25 protein-coding genes and 1 pseudogene are annotated in these 25,861 nt (G+C 59.8%); 19 read left to right on the top strand and 7 right to left on the bottom strand.

Annotation, left to right across the window (positions count from 1 at the left end; genetic code table 11):
- Positions 1-212: 212 nt before the first annotated feature.
- Together ACP2YO_RS34175 and ACP2YO_RS34170 are read left to right on the top strand one after the other, a co-directional pair.
- Entirely contained in the window at positions 213-917 is a 705-nt protein-coding gene (locus ACP2YO_RS34175; protein ID WP_426435520.1) for a molybdate ABC transporter substrate-binding protein, read from the top strand.
- A 270-nt stretch (positions 918-1,187) separates the two neighbouring features.
- Entirely contained in the window at positions 1,188-2,672 is a 1,485-nt protein-coding gene (locus ACP2YO_RS34170) for a serine hydrolase domain-containing protein (RefSeq protein WP_426435519.1), read from the top strand.
- 357 nt (positions 2,673-3,029) lie between these two features.
- On the opposite strand, the gene ACP2YO_RS34165 is transcribed toward ACP2YO_RS34170, so the two are convergent.
- From ACP2YO_RS34165 to ACP2YO_RS34155, 3 genes are all read right to left on the bottom strand, one after another.
- Positions 3,030-3,227 carry a hypothetical protein gene (locus tag ACP2YO_RS34165; protein ID WP_426435518.1) on the bottom strand — a complete coding sequence of 66 codons (198 nt, stop codon included), beginning with the start codon at positions 3,225-3,227 and terminating at the stop codon, positions 3,030-3,032.
- Entirely contained in the window at positions 3,211-3,537 is a 327-nt protein-coding gene (locus tag ACP2YO_RS34160) for a hypothetical protein (RefSeq protein WP_426435517.1), read from the bottom strand. The genes ACP2YO_RS34165 and ACP2YO_RS34160 overlap by 17 nt, the downstream gene beginning before the upstream one ends.
- Positions 3,538-3,921: 384 nt before the next feature.
- A complete protein-coding gene (locus ACP2YO_RS34155) occupies positions 3,922-4,065 on the bottom strand; it encodes a hypothetical protein (RefSeq protein ID WP_426435516.1) in 144 nt (47 codons plus the stop codon).
- 201 nt (positions 4,066-4,266) lie between these two features.
- Between ACP2YO_RS34155 and ACP2YO_RS34150 the strand changes: the two genes are divergently transcribed.
- From ACP2YO_RS34150 to ACP2YO_RS34135, 4 genes are all read left to right on the top strand, one after another.
- Positions 4,267-4,503: a hypothetical protein gene (locus tag ACP2YO_RS34150; protein WP_426435515.1), complete on the top strand. Its 237-nt coding sequence runs from the start codon at positions 4,267-4,269 to the stop codon at positions 4,501-4,503.
- A 37-nt stretch (positions 4,504-4,540) separates the two neighbouring features.
- Positions 4,541-4,813, top strand: coding sequence for a hypothetical protein (locus tag ACP2YO_RS34145; protein WP_426435514.1), 273 nt, complete (start codon positions 4,541-4,543; stop codon positions 4,811-4,813).
- Between the two features lie 178 nt (positions 4,814-4,991).
- Positions 4,992-5,117: a hypothetical protein gene (locus ACP2YO_RS34140; protein ID WP_426443531.1), complete on the top strand. Its 126-nt coding sequence runs from the start codon at positions 4,992-4,994 to the stop codon at positions 5,115-5,117.
- A gap of 528 nt (positions 5,118-5,645) precedes the next feature.
- Positions 5,646-6,155 carry an NAD(P)-dependent oxidoreductase gene (locus ACP2YO_RS34135; RefSeq protein ID WP_426435513.1) on the top strand — a complete coding sequence of 170 codons (510 nt, stop codon included), beginning with the start codon at positions 5,646-5,648 and terminating at the stop codon, positions 6,153-6,155.
- Positions 6,156-6,177: 22 nt separating this feature from the next.
- Here ACP2YO_RS34135 and ACP2YO_RS34130 read toward each other — a convergent pair whose 3' ends face one another.
- Positions 6,178-6,534 (bottom strand): hypothetical protein, encoded by a 357-nt coding sequence (locus tag ACP2YO_RS34130; RefSeq protein ID WP_426435512.1) that lies wholly within the window; start codon positions 6,532-6,534, stop codon positions 6,178-6,180.
- Between the two features lie 281 nt (positions 6,535-6,815).
- Positions 6,816-7,301 carry a carboxymuconolactone decarboxylase family protein gene (locus ACP2YO_RS34125; RefSeq protein ID WP_426435511.1) on the bottom strand — a complete coding sequence of 162 codons (486 nt, stop codon included), beginning with the start codon at positions 7,299-7,301 and terminating at the stop codon, positions 6,816-6,818.
- Positions 7,302-7,375: 74 nt separating this feature from the next.
- Between ACP2YO_RS34125 and ACP2YO_RS34120 the strand changes: the two genes are divergently transcribed.
- A complete protein-coding gene (locus tag ACP2YO_RS34120) occupies positions 7,376-8,392 on the top strand; it encodes an AraC family transcriptional regulator (RefSeq protein ID WP_426435510.1) in 1,017 nt (338 codons plus the stop codon).
- A gap of 1,570 nt (positions 8,393-9,962) precedes the next feature.
- Here the strand turns inward: ACP2YO_RS34120 and ACP2YO_RS34115 are convergent.
- Entirely contained in the window at positions 9,963-10,889 is a 927-nt protein-coding gene (locus ACP2YO_RS34115) for a LysR family transcriptional regulator (RefSeq protein WP_426435509.1), read from the bottom strand.
- Positions 10,890-10,978: 89 nt separating this feature from the next.
- Here ACP2YO_RS34115 and ACP2YO_RS34110 point away from each other — a divergent pair, with 89 nt between their 5' ends.
- The 7 genes from ACP2YO_RS34110 (at position 10,979) to ACP2YO_RS34080 (ending at position 18,423) form a co-directional block, all read left to right on the top strand.
- Positions 10,979-11,692, top strand: a complete 714-nt coding sequence (locus ACP2YO_RS34110) for an SDR family oxidoreductase (protein WP_426435508.1) — start codon at positions 10,979-10,981, stop codon at positions 11,690-11,692.
- A 5-nt stretch (positions 11,693-11,697) separates the two neighbouring features.
- Positions 11,698-12,075: a glyoxalase gene (locus ACP2YO_RS34105; RefSeq protein ID WP_426435507.1), complete on the top strand. Its 378-nt coding sequence runs from the start codon at positions 11,698-11,700 to the stop codon at positions 12,073-12,075.
- A 98-nt stretch (positions 12,076-12,173) separates the two neighbouring features.
- Positions 12,174-12,473, top strand: a complete 300-nt coding sequence (locus ACP2YO_RS34100) for a hypothetical protein (RefSeq protein WP_426435506.1) — start codon at positions 12,174-12,176, stop codon at positions 12,471-12,473.
- 166 nt (positions 12,474-12,639) lie between these two features.
- Entirely contained in the window at positions 12,640-13,875 is a 1,236-nt protein-coding gene (locus ACP2YO_RS34095; RefSeq protein WP_426435505.1) for a Tm-1-like ATP-binding domain-containing protein, read from the top strand.
- 15 nt (positions 13,876-13,890) lie between these two features.
- Positions 13,891-14,733, top strand: coding sequence for a phosphoenolpyruvate hydrolase family protein (locus tag ACP2YO_RS34090; protein WP_426435504.1), 843 nt, complete (start codon positions 13,891-13,893; stop codon positions 14,731-14,733).
- Complete coding sequence (locus ACP2YO_RS34085; RefSeq protein ID WP_426435503.1) at positions 14,734-15,423, top strand: 2-phosphosulfolactate phosphatase; 690 nt, start codon at positions 14,734-14,736, stop codon at positions 15,421-15,423. It begins immediately after the preceding gene.
- Positions 15,424-17,250: 1,827 nt separating this feature from the next.
- Positions 17,251-18,423, top strand: coding sequence for a patatin-like phospholipase family protein (locus ACP2YO_RS34080; protein ID WP_426435502.1), 1,173 nt, complete (start codon positions 17,251-17,253; stop codon positions 18,421-18,423).
- Between the two features lie 44 nt (positions 18,424-18,467).
- Here ACP2YO_RS34080 and ACP2YO_RS34075 read toward each other — a convergent pair.
- Positions 18,468-19,632 (bottom strand): annotated as a pseudogene (locus ACP2YO_RS34075) (thiolase family protein).
- Positions 19,633-20,051: 419 nt separating this feature from the next.
- On the opposite strand from ACP2YO_RS34075, the gene ACP2YO_RS34070 reads away from it, so the two are divergent.
- The 5 genes from ACP2YO_RS34070 (at position 20,052) to ACP2YO_RS34050 (ending at position 25,826) form a co-directional block, all read left to right on the top strand.
- A complete protein-coding gene (locus ACP2YO_RS34070) occupies positions 20,052-22,910 on the top strand; it encodes an ATP-binding protein (RefSeq protein WP_426435501.1) in 2,859 nt (952 codons plus the stop codon).
- Between the two features lie 224 nt (positions 22,911-23,134).
- On the top strand, positions 23,135-23,542 hold the full coding sequence (locus tag ACP2YO_RS34065; protein WP_426435500.1) for a nuclear transport factor 2 family protein: 408 nt from the start codon (positions 23,135-23,137) through the stop codon (positions 23,540-23,542).
- Between the two features lie 378 nt (positions 23,543-23,920).
- A complete protein-coding gene (locus ACP2YO_RS34060) occupies positions 23,921-24,496 on the top strand; it encodes a carboxymuconolactone decarboxylase family protein (protein ID WP_426435499.1) in 576 nt (191 codons plus the stop codon).
- A gap of 111 nt (positions 24,497-24,607) precedes the next feature.
- Positions 24,608-25,168, top strand: a complete 561-nt coding sequence (locus tag ACP2YO_RS34055) for a YkgB family protein (protein ID WP_426435498.1) — start codon at positions 24,608-24,610, stop codon at positions 25,166-25,168.
- Between the two features lie 82 nt (positions 25,169-25,250).
- Positions 25,251-25,826, top strand: a complete 576-nt coding sequence (locus ACP2YO_RS34050) for a carboxymuconolactone decarboxylase family protein (RefSeq protein ID WP_426435497.1) — start codon at positions 25,251-25,253, stop codon at positions 25,824-25,826.
- The last annotated feature ends 35 nt before the right edge of the window (positions 25,827-25,861 follow it).

Raw genomic sequence — 25,861 nt, 5'->3', positions numbered from 1 at the left:
GCTTTTGTCGCGACGGGCCAGGAGCAGAGATCGCGCACCAAGCACCGATGGCGGGGTCCGTCCGTTCGTCTTGTGTTAGTGCCAACAAGCGCAAATACTCAACACCGCTGCAACATCATCGATGAAGTGGAGTTGCGCCGGAATAAAAGGGGAATATCGTGAAAGGGCTTTGCACTGCAATTGCGTCAACGCTGGGCATGGCGATAGCCCTGTTGCCCATCGCCAGCGCGCAGGCTGCTGAGCTCAAGATTCTGGCCGGGGGCGCCATGACGGAGGTTTGGGCAGAGCTCAAGCCTAAATTCGAGCAGGCTTCCGGCCACAAGCTCGTTATCTTTTTCGGAACCACACCCAATCTGATCAAGGAGGCGGCCTCGGGCAAGCCATTCGATGTCGGTATCGTGCCCGTCGACGTGATGCAGGATTCCACCGCGCGGGCAAGGTTCGCAGCCGGACCGACGCTCGATATCGCCCGTGTCGGCTTGGGCGTCGCAGTGCGAACCGGGGCGCCAAAGCCCGATATCAGCACGCCCGAAGCGCTGAAGGTGACTTTGCTCAGGGCGCAGTCCATCGCCTCGATACCGGAGAGCGCTACTGGCTATTCGATCGCGAAGGTATTTGAGCGCCTTGGCATCGTTGAGCCGATGAAAGCCAGAATGAAGGCGCAGCCTAATCCCGCACAGGTCGTCGCAGTGGTCGCCAAAGGCGAGGTCGAGCTTGGCATATTTCTCATTAACGTGCTTACCGCGCCGGGTCTCGACGTGGTCGGTCCGTTTCCCGCCGAGTTGCAGCAGGACGTCGTATTCACGGCGGCGCGCTCAGCGGACGCCAAAGAGGCGGTGGGCGCGACGGCGTTGATCACCTATCTCAAGTCACCAGAAGCCGTTGCCATCATCAAGGCCAAGGGGATGACGCCATAAGGCGGCCAGTTGTGTGAGATCGAGTTCGCACCGGCATCTGAAGCATCGGCCGACACAACTGCGATAGGTCTGCTCCGGGTCACGAGCCGTAATACTCTTGGTCAGCAAATCACGTCGGCTATTCCTTTCGAAGGGGACCTTTGCGAAGCATGCAAACTTCGTCGCGATGGGCCGGAGCGGTCATCACGTCCATTTCAAACGCCCACGCGAACTGATACCCTCTTTGATGAGATGCCAGAGGCGTATTCGCATGATTTCGGAGGGGGCACCATGAAAGCAGCCTTCGTTGCTGGCCTTATCGTAGCGCTCGTTGTTGGGGCTGCGGCCTCGCAAGAGGTGCCCTCGCCAAAAGACGCTCTCATCGCGCGCGCAAAATCCTTCGAACTCGATACCCCTTATGTGCCGCCGCCCGGCGACCCACTGGAGCATCACACGGCCGGATTTGCGAAGATCATGTGCTCTGCGGTGTACATGACGGGGCTTTCGCCTGAGTTTGCGGCCGAGAACGTCGGATATTTTACGAGTCCCTATAGCGAGCGTGCGAAAGTCGGCAAACCGGTCATCGACCGCGTGAACCAGTCCGTCCATATCACCTTGCCGAACGGCGTCACGCTCACCGCAAAATACCTTGGCAGCCAAGGCTGCGTGACCCTCCCAGTTGGAAAGAACTCGGTACTTTTTACTCCGCTCGCGGTCAAAAGTTCATTGCCAGATGCATCAACCCAGCCTTGGCCAATGGGGGACGTGCTGCCGACGCAACCGCTTCCGAAGGAGATCGACGAAACGAAGCTCAAGCAAGCCGTCAACGCTGCATTCGAGACGGCGGATTCGTTGACGGCTGCGTTCGTGGTGACCTGGCGCGGTCGGCTCATAGCCGAGCGCTACGGCGAGGGCTTGAACGAGCGCACGCCACTTGAAGGCTGGTCCATGGGCAAGAGCCTCACCGCTACGCTGTTGGGTATTCTGATCAAGGAGGGTGTGTACGATCTCTGGCAGCCGGCGCCAATTCCGGAGTGGCAATCCGCCAACGACCCACGTGCGAAAATTCGGATCGCAGACATACTTCACATGTCGAGCGGCCTGCGGATCAAGGCGCCACAGGACCCTGACTACGACCCTGCCGGCACCTATCCAGATCACCTCTATCTCTACACTGGTGGTATAAATTCCTACCACTATGCCGCGACGCGTCCGCAGCAGTGGCCGCCGAACACGATCGGCCGCTACCGCAACACCGATCCGGTATTGACAAGCTACCTCCTGCGGCTTGGCGTCGAGAAACGAGGCGAGGAATATCTGTCATTCCCGCAGCGGGCGCTGTTTGACAAGCTCGGCATACGTACCATGGTGATCGAAACGGACCCATTCGGGAATTTTCTGGGTCAAGGCTACGAAGTTGGGTCGGGTCGCGACTGGGCGCGTCTTGGCAACCTCTATTTGCAGGACGGCATCTGGAACGGCGAGCGCATTCTCCCCGAAGGGTATGCCAAGTTCGTGAGTACTCTGGCGCCTGCCTGGGAAGCCGATAACCGCCCAATCTACGGCGCCGGCTTTTGGATTAATGGCACTGGCACGTTTCCGGTGCCGAGGGACGCCTATTACATGGCGGGCGCCGGCGGTCAGACAACGCTGATCATCCCGTCGCACGATCTCGTCGTCGTGCGCATGGGACACTATAAAGGCGATGGGCCTGGCGGCGTGGGTTTCAGAAATGCGCTCGCGCTTCTGATGGAAGCGGTGCCGGCGAATAAGTGAATTGACTGGCGTTGCGGGCATCCGTCGCTCGGCACTGGCACGTGGTGGTCCCATGCGGCGAGGTCCTTTCATTTGAAGTCGCCTCAAGAGTTGTACGAGGCGAAGGGTTCTCGCCACCTTGCGTTTTGATCATCAGAGTGAGGACCGCTCCGGGTCAAACTCGGAAGTCGCGCTCGGTCACTGCGGCGTCCGCTGTACCCCCGAACAACGGACGTCGAGAGGCCACAGCAATGGCGCTCCGATGAAGCTCCAAAGTCGCCAATAGGTACCCTTGGGAGATTTGAGGGGCCAACGGGACCGAGTTAACGCGCGGTCCGATCAGCAGAGGGACGCGTGAACCGGCGCAACGCTGGGCGATCAGGTCTTTGCCTTGTCAGTGCTTACCACCGCGCGGAGCGCCGCTGGCTTATTTGCTTCGGGGCTCGGCGCATCGACAACCAAACTATCAAACTCCATTCCGGGAGAAGATTTGATCACAGGCTCCTTCGGTAAGCTGTCGGCAGGCTCGTACCACGGGGCTTTCTCAATCGCTCCGCCCTCAAGGGCTTGAGCCATCAACTTTCCAATTTCTGTCCCAGTCAGCGGCCACAAGGCTGCCGTCCTCGTTCTTGTAAAGCTGCGGACAAAAATAGACCGCGTGTATTCGTGGATCATATCCATCTATGACCAGAAAATGCTCCGGCTTGCCGAACAGCCTACGCCTTTTGACCAGCTTTCGCTCCTGAGTGGTCAGAGCTACCCGAAGCTTGTCACGTTGGTGGCCAACAATGGTGGCCGCTTCCAGTAGAACCAGCCAATCTCTTGTACTGGCGTTGTCCGCATGGATGGGAACTAACGTGCCGCGATGTCTGTCAAAGATGCTCATGAACACAAACCTACCAAGTCAGGCCGGATTTATTTCCAGCCCGCTTCTTGCGTCCCGAAATATGGTTTCGTGCGCGGCTCAGTCGCTCGGGCGACGGGGCTGAGTACAAGAATCGAAAGGGGGCCACTCACGCTGTGGCCCCTGCCGGTTGAGAATCATTAAAATAAATCCGAGATAAAAATATCTAGCCTCGGCAAGATTTCATTAGCTTTTTCCACGGGGAAAATGGATTCCGGAAAACCACGGTGTTCCGCGCTGGAACCCATCGTGAACGCGTTCAGGCTTATGGGCCCATAAATGTTCCGCACGTTAACGTGCATAAATCCGGGATCCAACGGCTACCAGCCGATCCATTTGATTGTTTGGGTTTGAGCGCTCTCCGCTTCATTGTCGCGGTTCGCTACGTCCGTCCGCCGCCGTGAGCTTGCCGTCCGCCAGGGTCAAGGACGCCGCGTCAGCGCTATGGAACGGGCTATCCATGCGCAATGCCTGGGCAAGTTCGTCGAGCGCGCTCTCCAGACCGAACATGTACGTTTGCTCGGAGCGCGCATGAAGCCGGGCGTCGCTCCCTCCCGGCAGGGAGCGGTCCGAACAACACTCATGAGGTTCATGCGGCCTCATGCTTCGAGCTGATCGTGGCATAGCGACCTTTACCACCGATCTTCAGCACGCGGTCGCTGCCTCGCGGCCTGATCGTTACTTGCAGCGATGTCGCTCCAGGGAAGCAAATTGCGGCTCCCCCACGGCTTGCCCTACATCGTGCAGGCGTTCAACGCCGGCAAGGGCGGACATCTGAAGCCGGACTCTCCGATAGTCTGCAACACGGAAAGTGCCACGCTCCGAACGGCGGAGCGCCTCGCGTTGAGCAAGCTTGCTGTCGTTGCGTTCTCGTCGAGCGGCGATCTCTCACAGAGCGCCGATCGCCAGGGGGATGCGGTACCGGAGGCCAAGACCCGCCCGGCTTAACGAGAAGATTGCGACGTTGCGTCAGGAGATTGACCGCTTGAACAGCCTGAACGCCCAGATGATGCAGACCGAAGACAAGCAGGTCTCGCTGACTGATCCAGATGCTCGCTCGATGGCCACAAGTGGCCGAGGCAGCGGGATGGTTGGTTATAATGTGCAAAGTGCCGTCGACACCAAGTATCATCTCATTGTTGCGCATGAGGTTACCAACGTTGGGTCCGAACGGGCGCGGGCAGCAATTGGTTCGGAGGCCATCGAGGCGGTCGCCGATCGTGGATACTACAGCGGCGAGCAGAATTGTGGCCTGTGAGGAAGCCGGCGTCACGGTCTATCTACGGAAGCCGATCACCTCGGGCATCAACGCCAAAGGTCGTTTTGGCAAACAGGACTTCGTTTAATGTCGCTGCGGAGGACGTCTATCTTTGTCCCGCAGGTCAGAAGCTGCCCTATCGCTACTCCTCGGTAACAGTGCCTATGGTTCTTCCGACATGCTGGGCTGGCTGGTCGATGAACACGGCATCGAGCCGCATGTAACCGTGTTCGACAAATCGGCACGCAAGGACGGCACCTTTGAGCGCGTCGACCCAGTTCGGTCCAAATTCTGCTGCGGCTGATCCGTTTTTCATTTGGAAATGGCTTACAACCTATTGAGATTATTGGAGCGCGTTTCGGTCATTTTTTCCAAATGCGCGTTGAAATACTTGAATAATCAAACGGATTTTGATTCCGCCATTCGGAGGTTCGATCCCTCCCGCCCCAGCCAATTGATATTGCTATGGAAATCCGACTTTTTTGCGAGTGCATTTGGAAATTCGGAGTCCGCTGTCCATTGAAGACGACCGCCACTTCTTGGCGGCCGCGCCGGGAGACCGGTCCCGAGACTGACTTGGAACGCCTCAAAACCGGTCACGGAAAGTCGCGGCTCCTTGTCGCCGTCGGAGATCGTGTCGGAAATATCGAATGAAGCGCCTTCGGCCTGCTGGTCCTGATGTTACGAGAAACCGCCAGAGTTTGGATTGTCCGAGGGCGCAGTCGTCCAGGATTGGGCCTACTCCGCCCTCGATCGCGGCCCCGAGCATCTCCACCTTCCTTGAGAGCGTCGTCGTCGCGTATGCGGCTGGCAGCATCGCCTCGGGCGCGAATTGTCGGATCGCACACTTGGCATCCTCGGCCTCGGGCGGATCGGCGGGGCCGTCGCGCGGATCGGCTCGGCGTTCGGCATGAAGGTGATCGCCTGGAGCCAGAACCTAACCGCACAGCACGCAGCCGAGGCCGGCGCCACGGCGGTCAGCAAGGAGGAGCTATTCACGCGAGCGGACATCCTCACGATTCATACATTGCTTAGCCGGCGCACCCGACGGCTGGTGGACGAGGCGATGATCGCACGGATGAAGAGCGACGCTTGGCTGATAAAAACCTCGCGCGGACCGATCGTGGATGAGGGGGCGCTGATCGAAACACTCGGCGCGCAACGGATCGGCGGGTACGCGGTGCACGTCTTCGCCGAAGAACCTCTCCCGCTCGCCCACCCGTTCCGCACACTGCCTAATGTGCTGGCGACACCGCACATCGGCTATGTCGCCGAAGACCTTTACCGCACCTTTTACGGCGACAGTGCCCGCGCGATCGCCGGGTGGCTCGGCCAGACCTGACGTGCATGGAAAGATGATCCCGCTATCGAACGCTCGTCGCGAGCAACCCCTCCGCCATCATGCGGAACGCGGCGATCGCCTTCGGTAATCTTGCCCGTGGCTCGGGTCCGGCGGCGACCCACAGCGCTGCATTGAAGGCAGCGCCGCTCAACAATCGCGTGGCGGCGTCGGCGTCGACGGTCCTGACGACCCCGTCCGCGATCAGCGCAGAAAGCCGTGCCCTTATGGAGGCGAGGCAGGCGCTGGTGCTTGGCCATTCCGATGGGTCGCCCAGATAGGCCGGGCCGTCGAGCAGGATGATCCGCTGGATCTCCGGCTCGAGCGCCATCTCGATATGCGCGCTGGCCTCCGCCAGCAGGCTCTCCCAAGCGCCTCTCATTAGCCATAGCCCGCTATTGTCTTGGGTGACTGCGCTCGGCACGCGCGGTGAGAGCCGGGTCATAAGGGCCGCAGAACTGACCTTCGGCGTCCTTCTCGCCACCGGGAAACGCCGATCCCGGGTCCGCCGCCTGCTCACGCGCCCACTTGCGCAGAGTGCATCGAGCCAGTTCGGTCCAAATTCTGCTGCGGACGATGCGCTTTCATTTGGAAATGGCCGGCAACCTATTGAGATCACTGGAGCGCGTTTCGGCCATTTTTTCCAAATGCGCACTGAAATCGTTAGATTCGCGACCTTCCCGACGGGATCCAAACCGAATATCGCCGGCAGGGGAGGAAAGAGCTTGTGAGCTTGCGGACGAAACGGGCGAGCGCATCGCGCTCGGCATCGCCTGTGGGCTTACCATCGCGGATGTTCATCAACTCGTCAGGCTTCAGTCCTGCGAGCTTGCCGAGCAGACTATGCGCGGCCACACAGTAGTCGCAGCCAGCGGCACCGCTAATGATCAGTTTGATGGTTTCCTGATCGCGCTCGCTGAGCGATCCGGACGCGAGCACGGTATCGGCGGCGAGGACGGACTTGGGCGCGGCTGGACCGTGGGCCGCGATGGCCGCAAAGGTGTTCGGCACGCTGCCGATCGCCTTCTTAATCTGCGCGTAAACTTGGCCAGACGGGCCGGCATCGGATTCGAGATTGGGACCGGAAAGACGGGAAATGATGCACTCCTTTGTTGGTGAACAATTGCGGAGTGACAATATGAGCGGCATGTGAGACTTGTAATGTCGATTTTGCTCAACTATGTGCTCTATCGTCTCAAGTTGGGTTCGTGAGGAAAATCGCCATGGACTGGCTCAGCAGGCTGTTCGAGTTGATGCCGGTGCGCGGTCGTCTGGACTTGCGCTGCTCCTATGGCGCGCCGTGGCGGATCGATCAGGGACCGGGCGAGGCGAACGAGATTCCCTATCATGCGGTCGTCGGGGGCTCGGCCGTCTTGGAAGAACCCGCCGGCGGCAAGCCGCTGCGGCTGCAGACCGGCGACATCCTGCTGCTGCCAGGCAATCCGCGCCATGTCATGCATGACGGCAGCGGCGCGCGGCCGAAGCCGGCGCGAAATCGCCAAGAGCTCAATCTCGTCATCAGCGAGAACGCCGGCACGGGGGAGCGGCTGGACCTGTTGTGCGGACATTTCGCGATCGCGCCCCCGCACGACCGCCTTGTGCGCAGCTATCTGCCGCCTCGTCTGGTCGTGCATGCCCGCGGTCACGACGGAAGAGAGAATGCCACGCAACTCGCCGGCCTGGTCGCCCTGATGCGCGGCGAGTCGGCTGACGATCATCTCGGCGGTCGCGCGATGCTGAATGCGCTGTCGACCGCAATGTTCGCATTGGTACTGCGGTTTGCAAGCGAGGCCGAAGGCGCACCGCGCGGTCTCCTCGCGCTTGCTGGTCATCCGCGCCTAGCGCCGGCCGTAGCCGCTCTCTTCAACGAGCCTGCGCGCGCATGGTCGCTGCCTGACCTCGCGCGCCTGTGCAATATGTCGCGCGCTACGCTTGCCCGCCAGTTCCAGGAGAAGCTCGGACGATCGGCCTCCGATCTCCTGACCGACATCCGGATGACGCTGGCTGCGAACGAGTTGAGGAAGTCGTCTCTTTCGACGGGTGCCGTGGCGGAGGCGGTGGGATATCAATCTGAAGCCGCCTTCCAGCGCGCCTTCAAGAGCCACATGGGCGTCACGCCGGCGCAGTGGCGCAAGATGCAGGAGCCAGGGGGGCGGGACATCTTCGCAAGGCCGGCGGCTCCCGTCGATGCGGACCCGGCGAAGATCGCCGGGGCTGATATGGTCGATGGACGCAGGTAAGCCAAGGACGGGGATGCGCCCTCGTTGGCCTAGTGATGACGCGAGCAGCGGTCATGCCGCTGCCGCCGATTGCCGGGTAGTTCGTGGATCCTTTGTCTTCTGCCTCTTCACGCCATGCGATACATCGCGTAGGTCAATCGGTACAGGTCGATCTACATGTTCGTCGTAGAATAGGATATTAAGGCGAGCAGAACCGGATCATTTGATTTACCCGTCGCCGCAGTGTACCGCTTGCTGCAGAACCGGAACCGGATAGTTCGGGTCGAGGTCCGATGCGAGCCACAGTGACTGTTCTTCCAGACTATCTCGTGCCTTCGTACGAAAGAGTGGCTCACCGCTCTTTGATGTAGTTGGTGGGGAGGATTGGCGATCCGGTAAGCGGTCGCAGCACTATCAATCATTCTATCGAGGAATATCGAGATCTGCCAAAGAAGCGCATCCAGATATCGCTACGCGAGGGGGGTGCAGTACGTTACGAGCAACTTCCATCCCCGTAAGGTGATCGCTCGCCCATGAGCCCATCAGAGTTTTCACACGATCCTCTCCCGGCTGTAACCGAGGCAGACGCGCCTCCTAGGATCCGAAAAGTCTTCTCCGATATACGCGAGACCCTCGAAGTTGGCGTCGTAAATCTAGTTTGGCGGCATCTCGCAACGATGCCTGGGGTGCTGGAGTGGGTATGGACAACCGTAAGGCCGCTATATCTGGAGCACGCACCCGCTCGAACCGATCAAGTGTTCCAGCAATTGGCCCTGCCGAAAATTCCGTCCCTCTCAACAGACGTGATGACAAACTCCGGTCTTAATGAGGATGCGTCATCCGGCATTCGGGCCATACTTGACAGTTATCACCATACAAATGTGTTGGCGCTTCTTTGCCTCTCGGCCTTTTGTGTTCGATTTGCAGAACGAGGTGGCGAGGGTGCGTACACAGTCCCCGCGGCGACGCTGAGTTTTCCGAGGGCTGCGGTTCGTGAGCGAAAAGAGGTGCTTCCTCCACTTCCTGCGCTCGAGAAGATTGCCCCGGACGTTCGTCGTCTCATTAGCGAACTGAACACGTTTGGAGAGGATTCCGACACGGAGCTGATCGCGAGTATGTATCGACACCTTTCGTACTGGCCGCCGTATCTTGCGCTCGCTCGCACGCTATTGGTCCCGCTTCACGCGAGCGGAGAATTGTGTGCGCTGACACGCGCCGTACGACGGCAAGCCGAAATACATGGCCGCGAGCTAGCTCAGTTTCTCCCTGCGAGCGCACCGGACGTGGATGTGGGCCCAGTGGTGGCTGCGGTGACGCGCTTTGTTCAGCACCCAATTGCTCGTATGACAGCTATCTGTGCCGTACTGCGCGAGGTCACTCCCTGACGATCGGTCAACGGCGTGGCACCCGTCGTTCCCCTGGCTGAGGGGTTGGAGATCGCGGGCAACCTCCGCGGTCGGTCGCAGTGGAGAGGATCGGCATGATCTGACTTCTGTCTTCGGGCAGTCGCATTCTAATCAGCCCTTGAAGCGAAACGTGCGTCGGGAGGTTGCCCTTTACGCCGTAGCGGCGCCAGAGGCTGGGACAGCACTTATCGGTCAAAGCGTAAGGATCGTAAGCGGTCAGCCAAAAAGTCAATGCACAGTCGTACCTTTGCGGGCGTCAGTCTGTTGTGGGGAAAAACAGCGTGGATCGGAGCCGCAGGCATCTTGAGGTCTGGAAGAACCTGCTCAAGTTGACCAGATCTCAGGTCATCGTGAACGTCCCAAATTGATTTCAGAATGAGCCCTGCTCCTCGCAGCGCCCACCGGTGGGCAAGCTCGCCATTGTTTGAACTGAGCTTCCCGCTAACCGTGATGCTTCGTCCGTCAGCAAACGTCCAATGATTATTCGGCGGATCCCCGAATACGATCACGTTATGGCTGAGCAGATCCTCTATCGTCCGGGGATATCCATGTCGTTGAAGATAGGATGGCGCACCGCAAATCACGCGCCTGTTGGGTGCCAATTGCTTCGCGATGAGGCTGGAATCAGCGAGCGCGCCGAATCGAACAGCAAGATCGTACCCTCCCTCGACAATGTTCGTGACAGCGTCCCGCGTGTCGAGATGGACGTGGAGCGCAGGATGTCTATCCTGAAATTCTTGGAGCAATGGTGCGAGCAGTTGGCTACCGAAGGCGAAAGTTGACGTCACGCGCAGCAACCCGACAGCGGTATCCAGGCCATTGGTTACTTCTGCCTCAGCATCGTTAACCTCTGCCAGGATTCGGACACAGCGCTCGTAGAAACGAGCGCCCTCCTCAGTCAGCGTCAACGATCGCGTCGTCCTGTTGAGAAGGCGAACGCCCAATCTCTCCTCGAGCCGTCCCAACTTTCGACTGACCACCGTCAGTGAGACGTGCAGTTCGCGAGCCGCAGCCGATAAGCTGCCGGCCTGAACAACCTGTACGAAGACAAGCATATCGAGGAGGTTGTCGCTCACATTCTTGCTGATACCGCAAGAGACCTTGGCCTGCAATCGCTATTCTGGCCGATACGCCTAGTCGCTACTTTCCCGCCAGCGAGCAGGACAGCTCGATGTCTTGGCGAAACTGAAAGGATCGGCAGATGGCGTCCCTCAACGACCAACGTGTTCTCGTCGTCGGCGGCAGTTCGGGTATCGGCCTTGCGGTCGCGGGGCAAGCAGCTGCGGCCGGTGCGAAAGTTACGATCGCATCGCGATCCGCTGACAAGTTGGCCGACGCTGTTAAGGAGCTGCACGGCAATGTCGATTCGGTATCGCTCGATACGGGGGACGAAGCCGGCATCAACGCCTTCTTTGCGTCCCGCGATCCCTGGGACCATGTCGTTGTATCAGCGGCCCAGACTCCCGGTGGTCCGATTCGGAAGCTTTCATTGGAGGACGCCAAGAGCGCTATGGAAAGCAAGTTCTGGGGAGCCTACCGAATTGCTCGCGCAGCCAGGTTTACGGAGCGCGGCACCCTGACGTTCATATCGGGCTTTCTGAGTGAGCGGCCGTCGGCAACCTCAGTCCTTCAGGGCGCCATCAATGCTGCGCTTGAAGGGCTGGGGCGCGGATTGGCCCTTGAGCTCTCGCCGGTGAGGGTAAACACCGTTTCCCCCGGTGTAATCAACACTCCGCTTTGGTCGAAGATGGACGCGGAGAGCCGTGAAGCGATGTTCAAGCGCGTCGCCGCTTCGCTGCCGGCGAAGACCATAGGGCAGCCCTCGGACGTCGCTAATGCTGTCTTGTTTGCACTGACAACACCGTTTGCGACCGGTTCGACGATCCGGGTCGATGGTGGCGGCATCATCGGGTAGCGGTCATGGAGATCGACCACGTAACGCTGCGGACGAGTGATATCGAGGGAACCCGCCGTTTCCTCGAAGGTCTACTTGACCTTGAAGTCGGTTACCGCCCCGATTTTCCGTTTCCAGGGTACTGGCTCTATCGCGGCAGTCGTCCAATTGTTCATCTCATTCCCGGCGGCGGACGCAATGTCGGTCGCGATGCGGAAACAATCGATCACGTTGGCTTCAAGCTGGAGGGATACGGAGCTTTCCGCGGAAAGTTGGATCGGCAAGCTCTGCCTTATTCGACGATGGATCTACCGGAGTTGAACGAACGGCGGCTATTTGTACGCACGCCGAACGGCATTCTGGTCGAACTCGTCTTCCGCGAAGAGCCAATGGCTACGCACTGAACCGGCGCCTGCCGACCCCGAAGAACGGGCGACATCAACTAGAACGCCGAGTGCGCCTGCAACTCTCTTATCAGTCCAATCTACCGAGGATGGTTGTCATGCCAATGATATCGGAACGAAGCTTTCAGTTGAACGAACCGTCCGAAGATTTTGACCAAGCAGCTCTGGACGAGCTCGCTGCAAGCGGCCGGAACGGACGCGTCGGTCAGGTGCTGTTGTCCGAAACAGACCGCGTCCGCGTTTGGCTCATTAACCTGCAACCTGGCGAGCGGTTACCGTTTCATCGACATGTGCTCGACTACTTCTGGACGGCTGTCACTCCGGGCGCGGTCGATCCAGATACGGTGACGGCAAGGTTTGCGAGTTTGAGTACGCGCGCGGAGAGACGCGTCACCTGAAGGCAGGAACGGATGGGTCCATCACCCATGATCTGACGAATATCGGCGAGGGTCCACTTTCATTCGTCACCGTCGAATTCACCGACGGTCCCAATACGCCGCTACCCATCTGAAGCAAGAAGACGGCCAACAAGGTCGCGAGAACAACGGCCGCAGGGAGGATGCCATGACTAAAAAGACGATTGTACTACTCGGGTGCTTCGACACCAAGGGCGAAGCCTATGGATGGTTGCGGGATCGTATCAGCTCGGAGGGGATAGAGACGCTGATGATCGACATCAGCGTTGCCGCCGAGCCGACCATCGAGCCGGATATTCCCGCAAGGGAGATTGCAATTGCGGCGGGGACCACGCTGGAAGCTTTGAGAGAGGCGGGCGATCGTGGCCGCGCGATTGCGGCAATGGCCGACGGGGGGCGTAGCGTGGTCCGGCGACTTTACGATGAGGGCAGATTTGACGCCATCATCGGACTCGGTGGCTCGGGAGGCACATCGGCGATCACTGAGGTGATGAAGGGCCTTCCGATCGGCGTGCCGAAGCTGATGGTGTCGACGCTCGCGAGCGGAAATACCCGGCCCTATGTCGGGGGAACCGACATCGCGATGATGTACCCCCTTGCGGACATAGCAGGGATAAATGCTCTTCTGGTGCGAATTCTCGAGAATGCTGCCGCGGCGATCGTCGGAATGGCGAAGGTTGAGCGAACTACGTTCAGAGCAGGCGGCCGAGGTGTCATAGGTGCAACGCAGTTCGGCGTGACGACCCCATGTGTGGATGCCGCGCGCAAGGTTCTTGAACAAGAGGGATTCGACGTAGTGGCGTTTCATGCCGCCGGCGCGGGCGGCCAATCCTTCGAGTCGCTTGCGGCGGACGGGACGTTTGTAGGCGTCCTCGATGTGAGTACGACCGAACTGGTCGATGAGCTCGTCGGCGGGATTCACAGTGCAGGGTCCAATCGACTTGAAGCGGCAGGGCAAGCTGGACTCCCGCAGGTCGTAAGTGTTGGAGCGCTCGACATATGCGACTTCGGTCCACCCGCGACAGTTCCACCGGAACATAGCGAGCGGGTGTTCGTAAGGCACAACCCGCACGTAACAATCATGAGAACCTCGATTGAGGAAAGCCGGCTGCTCGGAGAGCACCTGGCGAAAAAACTGAACAAGGCAAAGGGGCCCGTTCACCTGTTTCTGCCCCTGCGCGGAATCTCATCAATCGACGTGCCGGGCAAGCCATTCTATGACCCCGAAGCCGATGCGGCTCTGTTTCGGGCGATCAAGCTGCATATCGAACCGTCTGTTGTCGAAGTCGTCGAAATGGACACGCATATCAACGATCCTGAGTTTGCAGTTGCCATGGCAAGGCGGTTGATCACGGTCATTGACGAGGCCAAGGGCCGCGCTTGAGAAAAGGAGAGCATGATGGACCGCCAATCGATCTTGGACAAACTCAAAGCCGAGGTGGCGTCGGGCCGCTATATCATGGCTGCAGGTTGCGGAACCGGGCTTTCGGCAAAGTGCTGCGAGGCGGGAGGATGCGATCTGATCTTCATTTACAATACAGCACGGTATCGCATGGCTGGAGCGAGCTCGCTCGCTGGAATGCTCGCCTATGGTGACGCTAACGCTCTAACCTTGGAGATGGCGCGGGAGATCGTTCCCGTGGTCAAGAGGGCACCGGTGATCGGTGGAATCAATGGCACGGATCCATTCCGGTATTGGCCGCATTACCTGAACGAACTCCGGAGCCACGGCGTGAGCGGCGTTCTCAACTGGCCATCGGTCGGACTGATCGATGGAGTCTTCCGAGAAAACCTCGAAGGATCCGGTCTGTCGCTCGATCGGGAGGTCGAGGTCGTCAACTTGGCACACAAGATGGGCCTGCTAACCGCCCCTTGGGGCTATGATCCGGCGACAACAAGGCAGATGGCTGAGGCCGGTGCGGATGTCATCGTGACGCATATGGGGTTGACCGTCTCCGGCTCGGTAGGTGCGGCAAAGGCGCGTACGCTCGATCAAGCCGTTAGCGATGTCCAGGCGATTGCGGATGCAGCCAAGGCAGTGAACCCGGAGATATTGGTTTTCGCGCATGGAGGACCGATTTCGACCGCGCGAGAGGCTGAGTATGTACTTCACCGGACGACCGGGGTTGAGGGCTTCCTGGGCGGGTCCGCCATGGAGCGCATTCCGAACGAGGCTGCTCAGACGGCGGCCGTCAGAGAGTTCAAGTCGATAGCGCCTCTTGCCCGGCCAAGGAATGCGTAAATGAAAATTCAGAGTGTGAACATCGAGTACAGCCATGAGGCGACCGGCGTGGCGGTGGTCATTGATGTCCTGCGGGCCTTCACAACGGCAGCATACGCTTTCGACCGCGGAGCTCAAGACATCGTGCTCGCCGCAAAAGTCGACGATGCGCTCGCCTTGAAGAAGAAGTTCGCCGGTTCACTCATTATGGGTGAGGTCGCGACGCTCGCTGTTCCCGAGTTTGATTTCAGCAATTCGACGGCCGAAATCGCCGGGCAGAATCTCGCGGGCCGTCGGTTAATTCATCGCACCAGCAACGGGACGCAAGGTGTGCATCGATCCGTGAATGCCATGCACCTCGTTGCGACGGGCTTTCCAACGGCGCGCGCGACCGCAGACTATGTCGGGTCCCTCGAGCCGAGTTCGGTGACCTTCATCATCACCGGCATTACGAATGATAGAGATGGCGACGAGGATCAAGCCTGTGCTGACTACATAGCGGCGTTGCTAAATGGGGATCAGCCTGATCCCAAACCATACATCGATCGCGTGATAAAGTCGGACGTCGGCAGGTGGTTCACCGATCCTGCCAAGCCGGAGTATCCATTAAGGGATCTGGAGCTGGCCACGGCTGTGAACATGTTCGGCTTTGCGATGCCCGTCTCGCGGCAAGCGGATCTCCTCATCATGCGCAAGAGCGAAGGGGTGTAAGGGCCGTCGATTTGCACGTGTTTGCAAGATACAAGGCGCCAAGCATGGCTCGTTCGGACATGCTGGCGCCAATGCCGCCGATATGACGCGCACTTACTGGTAGTGGGATGCGGGGGAAACTGCATGTGGTCCCGCTGACATGGCAAGATGCCAGGACCGATATAGTCCTGTCATCCGTCGATGACGCCGGCCTTTTTCTCCGGCCAAGCACGGCGGAGGACTCCGCTCGATATTCTCAATAGCTCTGTCAGGCGGGTGCAGCATTAACTCCGCGGATACCAATCCTCTCCCCGGGCTCCTTCGGGTGCTCGTAGCTGCACGTGGTACTGATCTGGCAGTGCTCTTCGATAATGCGGAGCGGAGCGCCTTTCACAAAACGGTCCATGAGTAGAACGAGCATACATTCGATCCTCGCGGGCATTTACCGCTCGTGTGCATGCACTAGCTTGATACGCGGGAGGAGTTCCTCACTTCGGGCCTCCCCCTGGCCGAGTGAAATGGCTCGCCTCATGTATGGAGAACTCAAATGACCAAGGCAAAGTTTCTCACCATTGCACTGCTCACCGCAGCCTCGTTCGCCGCTCCGGCGCTCGCCGCGGGGAATCACACCGCATTCCGACACGTCAGGGTCGGGGCGCATGCCAGCGCCGCATCGGTCGAACATCAGGGAGCGTGTATTCGGGCGCCGCGTGTAGGTGCATTTGCTACAGCGCCTTGGACGAATCCTCCTTGCGAACCAAACACAGCCTACTGATCGCGCTGCGTATCGGCAGGAAGTGTTCGATATTGTCCGGTTGGAAGCGCGAGCTGGCAGGGAACATCCGGTGAGCTCGACTTTCAGAGCTGGTGGGCCTGAAGCTCGATGGCATGCCAAGGCTCGGCAAGAACACAGCCGCGTAAGCGTGTTGGTCCGCAGCCAATTGCGAAGCGTCGGTCGGCATGTAGCCTCGGCATTTCCTTGAAGGATGAGGGCGATCTCAGCTTCCACTTCGATCGAAACATCCTTCTTTTGCGCCGTCAAACGCGTTGGAAGTCCGGACACGCAGAGAATTAGCGCATCGGGCGCTGCAGCGTCGAAATCTGTCTCTGGAAACGCAGGTGGACGTCGCCATGTGCTGGCAGCACGACGAGACGAAAGGAGCAGAGGATGAGCGACGCCACTCCATGCAGACCGAGGGCCGCGGAAGTTCGCGATCTATTTGTCTTGCTGATGAGACTTCTGGAAACTGCCTTGCAGCTACCTCCTGGACCGGAGCGGGGAAATGCCTTGGAACAGATCGGTCGCTTCCAGGAGCGCCTGGCACGTTTCGCTCAGAGGCTCTCGGATCGTGAACAGCAGAGGTAGCTGCATATAGTGTGCTGGCGGGATGGTGCCTTCCACACGCAACAGAAAGACTTGGGCTTTCGTTGTCTGGTGGCGTGGAGGAGGCGCCCTGTCCGCCGTGACCTACGCGAATTGGGCAGCTCTCTGGGCATCTAAGCGGTTGTTACAAGGAGAGAGCGATGAGAACCCACGAACATCCGGCCACGATGTCGGTCCGGAAAACCTGCGCAGGCATGAGCCGTAGATCCGAGCGAACCCCATTGCCCTCCAGGCCAAGCAAACCCTGAGCGGAACAGCCAGGGCGCCTTTCGCCTATGCGATAATGGGCAGGGCGATCGCTAGCCTCGCCATCATCGCAGCGCCACATCTGAAGATGCTGCTGCGGTGCGCCTTCTATGGCCGAGGTGAACACCGCTTCCCCCTGTAGCATGTTCCATAGTTGACAGGGCTTCGTCAGGAGATTGATGCGGGCAAATTACGACAAGCGAAGGAGGATGTCTCAAATGAAGCAATCGACCGAACGGCTGACAGTGCCGGCCTCCCGGAGCCGCGCGTTGGATCGCGCCAATCTTCCGGGGCAAGTTGTGCTTGTGCTGCAGGGCGGCGGCGCATTAGGATCCTATCAGGCCGGCGTCTACCAGGCGCTGCAAGAAGCTGGCGTCGAGCCGGACTGGATCGTTGGCACGTCGATCGGAGCGATCAATGCCAGCTTGATCGCAGGAAACGCGCCGCAGGACCGGCTGCCGCGCCTCATCGAATTCTGGGGCAGGGTGCAGCGTGGCTCGCAGTTGGACTTTCGCGGTGTCTTGCGGGGATTTAGTGATAAGTGGTCCTACTGGACGACCTTGACGAGTGGCATACCCGGCTTCTTCACGCCCAATCCGTTCGCCCATGCCGGTGACTTTTTTCCCTTGGGCGCAGACCGCGCCGGCTATTACTCGACGGCACCGCTTGAGGCTACTCTCGCCGAGCTCGTCGACTTCGATCTGATCAGCAAAGTAAGCCCTCGCCTCACAGTCGGGGCGGCGCACGTTCGCACGAGCCAGATGACGTATTTCGACAGCCGCCGCTGCAAGCTGGACGTGAAACACATCATTGCGTCCGGCGCGCTCCCGCCGGCGTTTCCTGCGGTGCGCGTCGATGGCGAACTGTATTGGGACGGCGGCATCCTCTCCAATACGCCCACTGAGGTGGTGCTGGACGACGACCCCCGCAGGGATTCGCTCATCTTCACGGTCCACCTCTGGAATCCGGTAGGCGCTGAGCCGAGCACGATGGCGGAAGTCCTTAACCGCCACAAGGACGTCCAATATTCAAGCCGGATGGCCAGTCAGATTACGCGACACCAGCAGGCGCACCGGTTGCGCCATGTCATCAACGAACTCGCGGCGCGATTGCCCGAGGCTGAGCACGAAAGGCCGGAGATGCGTGAGCTGATGAGTTACGGCTGCCAGACCCGGATGCATGTCGTGCAGCTGCTTGCTCCGCAACTCGATCACGAGGACCACACCAAGGATGTTGATTTCAGCTACGCCGGCATCAAACAGCGTTGGGACGCTGGCTACGCCCACACTAAGTCAGTGCTCGCGCGTGAGCCCTGGGTCGGCCAGTTCGACCCGCTCTCCGGGGTGATCCTGCACGAAGCCGAGGAACTCACGGCGCTCGCTGCCGAGTGAGGTGGTGCATCACTGAGGTTCGCGCGGCCATGGTGATCCAGCCGCTAAGCGATCATCTCAAGGGCCAGCGCGATTCCCTGGCCGCCACCGATACACATCGTAACGACACCCCTCCTGAGTCCGTCTCGACGCATTGAGTGGAGCAGTCGGGTTGTTAGGACAGCCCCTGTCGCCCCGATCGGATGACCGTGTGCGATGGCGCCACCCTCGACATTGACAATGTCGGATGGCAGCTCGAGCTCTTGCATGACCGCGAGCGTTATGACGGCGAAGGCCTCGTTGATTTCAATACGCTCGACGTCGCCGTTGCTCCAGCCGGCGCGTGCAAGCGTTTGTTTGACGGCAGGTATCGGACCGAGGCCAAACAGACCCGGCTCGACCGCAGCGATGCCATACGCCGCGAGCCGCAACGGGCGCTAGACCACGTCTATCTGCCCAAGCCTCGCTCGCCAGCACCATCGCCGCGGCGGCCGTGTTCAGCCCAGGGGCATTGCCGGCTGTGATCGTGCCGTCATCGCGGAACTGGCTTCAGCCTGCTCAGCGCCTCGATTGTCGCATCCGGCTGGTTATGCTCGTCCGCTTTGAACGCGCTCGGTCCCTTCCGCCCAGGAACTTCAACGGGTGCGATTTCGTCAGCGAAGTTTCCGGCTGCCTGCGCTGCCGTGAAACGCCGGTGTGACCGCACCGCCTATTCGTCCTGGGCTGCGCGGCTGATCTCAAACTTCGTCACCAGATCTTCCGTATGCCAACCCGAGTGTGCATCCGAAAACGCGTCGTTGAGCCCGTCGCGCAGGACGCTGTCGTAGAGGACCACGTCGCCCATGCGGTGACCCCATCGGCCACGGGCAACCAGGTACGGGGCTGCGTCCATGTTCTCCATACCGCCAGCGATGGCCGTATCCACCGAACCCATCAGGATTTCGTGCGCGGCGGAAACGATGGCTTCCGCGCCAGAGCCGCAGACCCGATTCACAGTCATCGCAGGCACTTGGACCGGCAATCCACCATGGATCGTCGCCTGCCGCGCGGGTTCAACTTGTTACCGGCTTGCACTGTATTTCCCATGACTACCGTGCCGATCTCATCGGCCTGCAAGCCGGATCGCTGAAGAGCGGCATTGATGGCCGTCGCTCCCAGCTCAACGGCCGGAACATCTTTCAACGTGACGCCGAACCTCCCGATCGCCGTACGAACCGGTTCGGCAATCACTTACGGAGGGCTTCGATGTCATGGAATGATCTCCGCCGGGTGAGGCGATCAAAAATTGCGATCAGACCTACATGTCGCGACTTCGACAGGTCGACCTCCGCAATAACGCTTATTCCTGTACGGAATGCCAGAGTGGAAGCACTTGCGCTGCGGCATCTTTCTTCCTAGCGGAAGACGCTGTGCAGATTCCAAACTTGTCGACCTCACGTCATCGTCCTATGATGTACTTCCTTGTTCCCAAGGCGATTGCGGTTCATAGCGGAGGTGCTGCCGCGGCTGAGTGGAGGCGGTGTTGGCAACCGGCCCATCAGACCAAGCACGCACGATAGAAAGCGCGCGGGTTCGGCGCCAAAAAGGCACTTCATGAGCCCACTTCGCGAAGATATCCGCGGTGCTCATCAGGAACGCGGAACGCTTGTATGAATGGTCGTAGTAATTCCCAGCCAAGGGACGTGTTTTCCTTCGGTCCGTTCACGCTGTTTGTGGCCGGCAGGCTACTTAAGCGGGCTGGCGAGCGGATACTGCTTGGCGGACGCGCGCTGGACGTCCTGATCGCCCTGGTAGAGCGGGCCGGCGAGGTCGTCAGCTACAAGGAGCTGATCTCGCTTGCGTGGCCAAATGTGACGGTGGATGAAACCAATCTCCGCGTTCAGATTACCGCCCTGCGCAAGGCGCTAGGCGACGGAGACAACGGCGCCCGTTATATATCGAACGTTGCCGGTCGCGGTTATTGTTTTGTCGCGACAGTCTCAGACCCGGCAGGGTCGTCCATTACAGCCGAAGGAACTGCCGACGGCGGACGAATCAGGAAGCTGCCGCCTCGATTGGCACGGATGGTCGGTCGAGATGAAGCGGTCCGGGCCGTGTCGCAGGAACTCATCACCGGACGCTTCGTGAGTATCGTCGGCCCAGGCGGCATAGGCAAGACGACTGTGGCCGTTTCCGTTGCGCATGCGCTACTTGGCGGTTTCAGCGGCGCGGTCTCATTTGTCGATCTCAGCGCCTTGACGAATCCTCACTTCGTCCCAACGGCGGTCGCCTCGTCGCTCGGGTTTATGACTCAGAGCCAAGACCCGTTCGGCAGCCTTGTGGCGTTTCTCGGCGATAAAAAAATCCTCCTCATTCTCGACAATTGCGAGCATGTGATCGGCTCGGCGGCGCTGTTGGCCGAACGGATCGTCAGCGAGGCGCCTCAAGCGCATATTCTGGCGACCAGCCGCGAAGCGCTCCGTGTCGAAGGTGAACGCGTTCATTTGTTGCATTCACTTGATTGCCCACCCCGCGATGCCAATCCGACTGCCGCGAAAGTATTGGGATATCCGGCTGCTCAGCTATTTATGGAGCGGGCGACGGCTGGCGGTTATACCGCAGCGTTAAGCGACGCGGATGCGCCAATCGTCGCCGCGATCTGCCGCCGGCTCGATGGAATTGCGCTTGCCATCGAACTTGCCGCCAGTCGCGCCGGCACTCTTGGGATTGGTGGAATTGCGGAGCTACTCGACAATCGCTTCAGCTTGCTCTGGCACGGACGCCGAACCGCGCTGCCCCGGCACCAGACCCTCAACGCGATGCTCGATTGGAGTTATAACCTCCTTCCCGGGGACGAAAGGACTGTTCTTGAACGGCTATCGGTATTTGTGGGGGACTTCACCCTGGAGGCGGCTTGTTCTGTTGCGTCCGAGACGGAAACGGACGAGGCAAGATCTACAGAGGCTCTCGACAGCCTATTGGCGAAATCGCTGATATCGACTACCCAGCTACACAGATCCACACATTATCGGCTGTTGGATACAACGCGCGCCTATGCGAGAGCAAAGCTCGTCGAGCGAGGCGAAGCGAATCGCGTCGCTCGGCGGCACGCTAGTTTCTTTTGCAGCTTTCTCCAGCATGACGAGATCGTTCAATCGAGGTTCGGTGAGCGTGACCTTTCGGGATACACCTCGTACATTGGCAATGTGCGGGCGGCGCTAGAATGGGCATTCTCTGACGATGGCGATGCCGCGGTCGGCGTGGAGCTCGCTACCTGGGCAGCGCCCTTGTTTGTCGGATTGTCGCTGCTTGAGGAGTGCGACCGGTGGTGCGAACGGGCGCTTGCGTGGCTCCCGGAGGCGGCCCGTGGCACAAGACGGGAGATGATCCTCCAGGAGGCCCTTGCGCTATCCTCGATGTACACTCGGGGGAACGCCGACCAGGTCCGTACCGCGATCGCGCGCGGACTTGCTCTGGAAAATTCGTTCGGTGACCGGCGTCACCAACTGGAGCTTCTTTACGGCTTGTATCGGCTTCTCATGCGCCTTGGCGACTTCCGTGGCGCGCTCGCGGCCGCGAAGCAGAGCGCAACCATGGCCGAAGACCCGGCGAGCCTTATTGTCGCGGATTTCATGCTTGGTACATGTCACCACTTCATGGGAGACCAGGCCGCCGCCCAATTTTACGGCGAGCGGGGCATGGCTCGCGCAGCGGAGCCTGACGCGGTCGTCCCGAACTTTTTCGGGTTTGATCATCGCATCTACGCCCCCATTAGCCTCGCCCGAACGTTGTGGCTGCGCGGCTTTTCCGACCAGGCGCGCGTTATCGCGGAAAGGGCCGTCGACGGAGCGGTGAGCCGAGATGACCCGCTTACGACCTGCGTTGCGCTGACCTACTGTTCACCGGTCTTTCTTTGGAACGGAGACTATCGGACTGCCGGCCACTACGTCGAACGGCTCATCGAATACGCAAGACGACACTCGCTCGAGCCCTACCGCGCCGCCGGCCTCGGACTGAAGGGAGCCCTTGCCCTTGTCCGCGGCGAAGTGGGGCCGGGTCTCGATTTGCTGCGGAGCGCGCTGGAGACCCTGTCTGTCAAAAAGCTGAACATCCTGCTCACGCTATTTGCGGGAGCGCTGGCCGACGGCCTGCGCATGACCGGGCAGTTGGACGAAGCTCTTCTCACGGTCAATGGCGCAATTGCGCGCGCGCAGGATTGCGGATCGACCTACGACATGCCCGAACTTCTGCGGATCAAGGCGCAGATCCTCGCGGCCATGCCGCGGCAGGGCCGGGCGGCGGCCATGAGCTGCCTTAGCGAAGCGATCGAAGTCGCGCGCATCCAATCAGCGGTCGCCTTGGAACTTCGGTCGACGATGGCTTTGGCGCGTCTGCTCTCCGAAGGCGGACAGAGGGATCAGTCATGTCGTGAGCTTGCTCTTGTTCTCGACCGCTTCACGGAAGGCTTTCAAACCGAGGACCTCAAGCAGGCGCGCGCGCTCCTTGAGAGCTTGCAAGTACGGTCGTAAGCAGCACCTGACCATGCCGACGCAGCGCGTGCGCTTCTTGAAACTTGTAACCACGATCGTACGCCGCACCGAGGATTTTTCGATCTGCCTTTGCCGGATGTGCCAGAAGCCGCTTACGGCCCCCTGGAGCTCAGCAAGTCGGCGCGAAACGGCCCGATTTACAAGTTTTTACATCATACAATGACCTAAGGCCCACCAACTGGGGCATGTTGTTGAGAATGCTGTTGATCCCGACGGTTGTGGATTACATGCCAAGCCCCGGTTCTTCATTCAAGGCGCCAATAACGCTCCCTCCTCTGGTTGCTGCCTTCGTCGAGGCGACGAACCGCTTTGACTTGGAGCGGCTCATGGCCACGTTTGCTGACGATGCGCTTGTCAACGATCAGCTACGGGACTACTGGGGCACAGCGGCGATCAGGGCTTGGGCAGAACGGGACATCATCGGCGAAGGACTGACAATCGCAGTTACAAAAGTCGTGAAGCACTACGACAATTCTATTATTACCGCCGATATTGACGGCAATTTTGACAAGCGCGGTCTGCCAGACCCACTCGTCCTGGCCTTTTATTTCACGCCTCACAATGATCGCATCGTCCAATTGATCATCTTGCGCAATCGCCGTGATATTTGACGACGACGCAACTCACCGTGGTTTCGCAATCTGCAGGCGCTTCGCTTGGGACGCCCGCCGCATTTAACAACTCCTTAGAACGTTTAACTCGCCTACGGGGACAAACGGCGCGACGGTTGCGCCTCCAACTAGGTTCTTCGGGCTTGTCCATCTGCAGGAGAACGCACACGCGGGAGATGAGGGGCCATGTCGAGGCAGCGGAGCGCAATGAGAACTTCTGCGCTCCCCGAGATGATCGCTCCCGCGCAACGGGCCGGCGGTCACTTAAGCCAAGGGGCCCCATGCCCTCTCGGAATGAATGATATCGCCAGATCGCGTCTGCCGCGGCGCCGGGGAATGGGCGATGGTGCGCCCATCGTTCCAGAAGGGAGAAGACAAATGATCAACGGATTCACGCTTCACGAGACGACCACCGCGCCGGCAGCCTCTGCCGAGTTCCTCAACGGAATCCAGAAGGGTTGGGGTTTTGTGCCCAACCTGCACCGCATCCTCGCCGAAAGTCCGGCGGCGCTCGAGGCCTACAGCACACTGTGGGGCATTGCCGAGAAGACGGATTTCACGCCGCAGGAGCGCAACATCGTTTATCTCGCCATCATTTACGAGAACGAGTGCACCTATTGCATGGCGGGGCACACCAACCTTTCGCGCATGGCGAAGATTGACAATGCGGTGATCGAAGCCGTCCGCGAAGGGCGCCCCATTCCCGACGCGAAGCTCGAAGCGCTGCGCCAGTTCGCCGAGAAGGTCACCCGCCAGCGAGGCGTGGTGAGCCAGGCCGACGTCGCTGCCTTCAAGTTCGCAGGCTACGACAATCGTGCAGTGCTCGACGTGCTGGTTCTCGCCGCGACCAAGCTGATCTCGAACTATACCAACCACCTCGCCGAGACGCCGAACGATTCGTTCATGAAAGGCGCCGAGTGGACGCCGCCCGGCAAGCTCAAACCCGCCGCCTGACCCGGCATCGAGGCTGCCCTTGCTTTGCGGCGACGGTCCGACACTGAAATCGACTTCCCGCGGTCGCGCGGAGCGACTGCATGTCGACGCTCGACACATGGAGTTACGACAATGAACGCGATTCTCAACACGGCAATCAGTCCTTTCGTCCTGATCCTAAGGCGGTCCGGCCTGCTCACCGAGGATCTCGACTACCATCTGGTCCGCGCATCGATGGTAATCATGTTTTTCTTCTTCGGTTACCAGAAGTGGTGGCCGTATGAATTCGAAAGATTGGTCCCGTTCATCAGCAACGGGCCGCTGATCTTTTGGCTCTATCCCGTATTCGGCCACGCTGGCGCCAGCTATTTCCTGGGCGTCTCGGAATGGGCATTCGGGACCTTGTTGTTCGCCGGCTTCTGGGACAAGCGGCTCGGCATCCTCGGTGCCCTCGGCTCGACCGGTACCTTCATCGCAACGGTCACGATCATTCCCTTCATGCCGGAAGGTTGGGACGTTGCTGCGGGAGGTTTCCCCGCGATGACAGGCAATGTCCCCTTCCTGATGAAGGACGTCGTGCTGCTCGCCGTCTCGTTCTATCTCCTGAAGCAGGACGTGGTACGCGTCGCCCAGCATGACCGCGCCGCGCGACGCTCGAAAACCGGGGTGCTCGTGCATTCCGGACCGGAATAAACGATATCGCTCTGAGGCGACTTTCCCGGCGCCGGCGGATACGCAAGTTTGTCACCGCCAAATCATTCGAAGGAGACGAGAAGTGATCAACGGTTTCACGCTTCACGACACGGCCAGCGCACCTGCGGCATCGATCGAAATTTTGGATGGCGTTCAGAACGCCTGGGGGCTCGTTCCAAATCTGCACCGCGTGCTAGCCGAGAGTCCCGCAGCGCTCGAGGCCTATGCCACCCTCTGGGGCATCGCCGAGAAGACGGCGTTCACGCCACAGGAGCGCAACATCGCCTACATCGCAATCATCTACGAGAACGAATGCACGTACTGCATGGCAGGCCACACGAACCTGTCCCGTGTAGCCAAGGTCGAGCCGGAGGCGATCTCTGCCGTCCGTGAAGGGCGGCCGATCGCCGATTCCAAGCTCGAAGCCCTGCGCCAGTTCGCAGCCAAGGTGACGCGCACCCGCGGTGTGGTTAGCGAAGCCGATGTATCCGCCTTCAAGGCGGCGGGCTACGGCAATCGCGCGATACTAGACGTGCTCGTCCTCGCCGCGACCAAGCTGATCTCGAACTACACCAACCACCTCGCGCAGACGCCACTTGATGCATTCATGAAGGCTGCCGAGTGGAGCGCGCCTGGCAAGCTGAAGCCCGCCGGCTGACGCACGAGCAAGGCCGCTCCTTGCTTCCGCGCGGC

Origin of the sequence: Bradyrhizobium genosp. P (assembly GCF_049949265.1) — a bacterium.
Taxonomy (GTDB): Bacteria; Pseudomonadota; Alphaproteobacteria; order Rhizobiales; family Xanthobacteraceae; genus Bradyrhizobium.
The sequence above is the reverse complement of the archived record's forward strand: the minus strand, read 5'-3'. Positions and strand labels throughout refer to the sequence as shown.

What these genes read in the sequence shown, in the direction of transcription:
- ACP2YO_RS34170 (WP_426435519.1), top strand. Translation starts at nt 1,188, where the DNA reads ATGAAAGCAGCCTTCGTTGCTGGCCTTATCGTAGCGCTCGTTGTTGGG.
- ACP2YO_RS34165 (WP_426435518.1), bottom strand. Translation starts at nt 3,227, where the DNA reads ATGGCTCAAGCCCTTGAGGGCGGAGCGATTGAGAAAGCCCCGTGGTAC.
- ACP2YO_RS34160 (WP_426435517.1), bottom strand. Translation starts at nt 3,537, where the DNA reads ATGAGCATCTTTGACAGACATCGCGGCACGTTAGTTCCCATCCATGCG.
- ACP2YO_RS34155 (WP_426435516.1), bottom strand. Translation starts at nt 4,065, where the DNA reads ATGTTCGGTCTGGAGAGCGCGCTCGACGAACTTGCCCAGGCATTGCGC.
- ACP2YO_RS34140 (WP_426443531.1), top strand. Translation starts at nt 4,992, where the DNA reads ATGCTGGGCTGGCTGGTCGATGAACACGGCATCGAGCCGCATGTAACC.
- ACP2YO_RS34130 (WP_426435512.1), bottom strand. Translation starts at nt 6,534, where the DNA reads ATGAGAGGCGCTTGGGAGAGCCTGCTGGCGGAGGCCAGCGCGCATATC.
- ACP2YO_RS34125 (WP_426435511.1), bottom strand. Translation starts at nt 7,301, where the DNA reads ATGCCGCTCATATTGTCACTCCGCAATTGTTCACCAACAAAGGAGTGC.
- ACP2YO_RS34120 (WP_426435510.1), top strand. Translation starts at nt 7,376, where the DNA reads ATGGACTGGCTCAGCAGGCTGTTCGAGTTGATGCCGGTGCGCGGTCGT.
- ACP2YO_RS34110 (WP_426435508.1), top strand. Translation starts at nt 10,979, where the DNA reads ATGGCGTCCCTCAACGACCAACGTGTTCTCGTCGTCGGCGGCAGTTCG.
- ACP2YO_RS34105 (WP_426435507.1), top strand. Translation starts at nt 11,698, where the DNA reads ATGGAGATCGACCACGTAACGCTGCGGACGAGTGATATCGAGGGAACC.
- ACP2YO_RS34100 (WP_426435506.1), top strand. Translation starts at nt 12,174, where the DNA reads ATGCCAATGATATCGGAACGAAGCTTTCAGTTGAACGAACCGTCCGAA.
- ACP2YO_RS34095 (WP_426435505.1), top strand. Translation starts at nt 12,640, where the DNA reads ATGACTAAAAAGACGATTGTACTACTCGGGTGCTTCGACACCAAGGGC.
- ACP2YO_RS34090 (WP_426435504.1), top strand. Translation starts at nt 13,891, where the DNA reads ATGGACCGCCAATCGATCTTGGACAAACTCAAAGCCGAGGTGGCGTCG.
- ACP2YO_RS34085 (WP_426435503.1), top strand. Translation starts at nt 14,734, where the DNA reads ATGAAAATTCAGAGTGTGAACATCGAGTACAGCCATGAGGCGACCGGC.
- ACP2YO_RS34080 (WP_426435502.1), top strand. Translation starts at nt 17,251, where the DNA reads ATGAAGCAATCGACCGAACGGCTGACAGTGCCGGCCTCCCGGAGCCGC.
- ACP2YO_RS34070 (WP_426435501.1), top strand. Translation starts at nt 20,052, where the DNA reads ATGAATGGTCGTAGTAATTCCCAGCCAAGGGACGTGTTTTCCTTCGGT.
- ACP2YO_RS34060 (WP_426435499.1), top strand. Translation starts at nt 23,921, where the DNA reads ATGATCAACGGATTCACGCTTCACGAGACGACCACCGCGCCGGCAGCC.
- ACP2YO_RS34055 (WP_426435498.1), top strand. Translation starts at nt 24,608, where the DNA reads ATGAACGCGATTCTCAACACGGCAATCAGTCCTTTCGTCCTGATCCTA.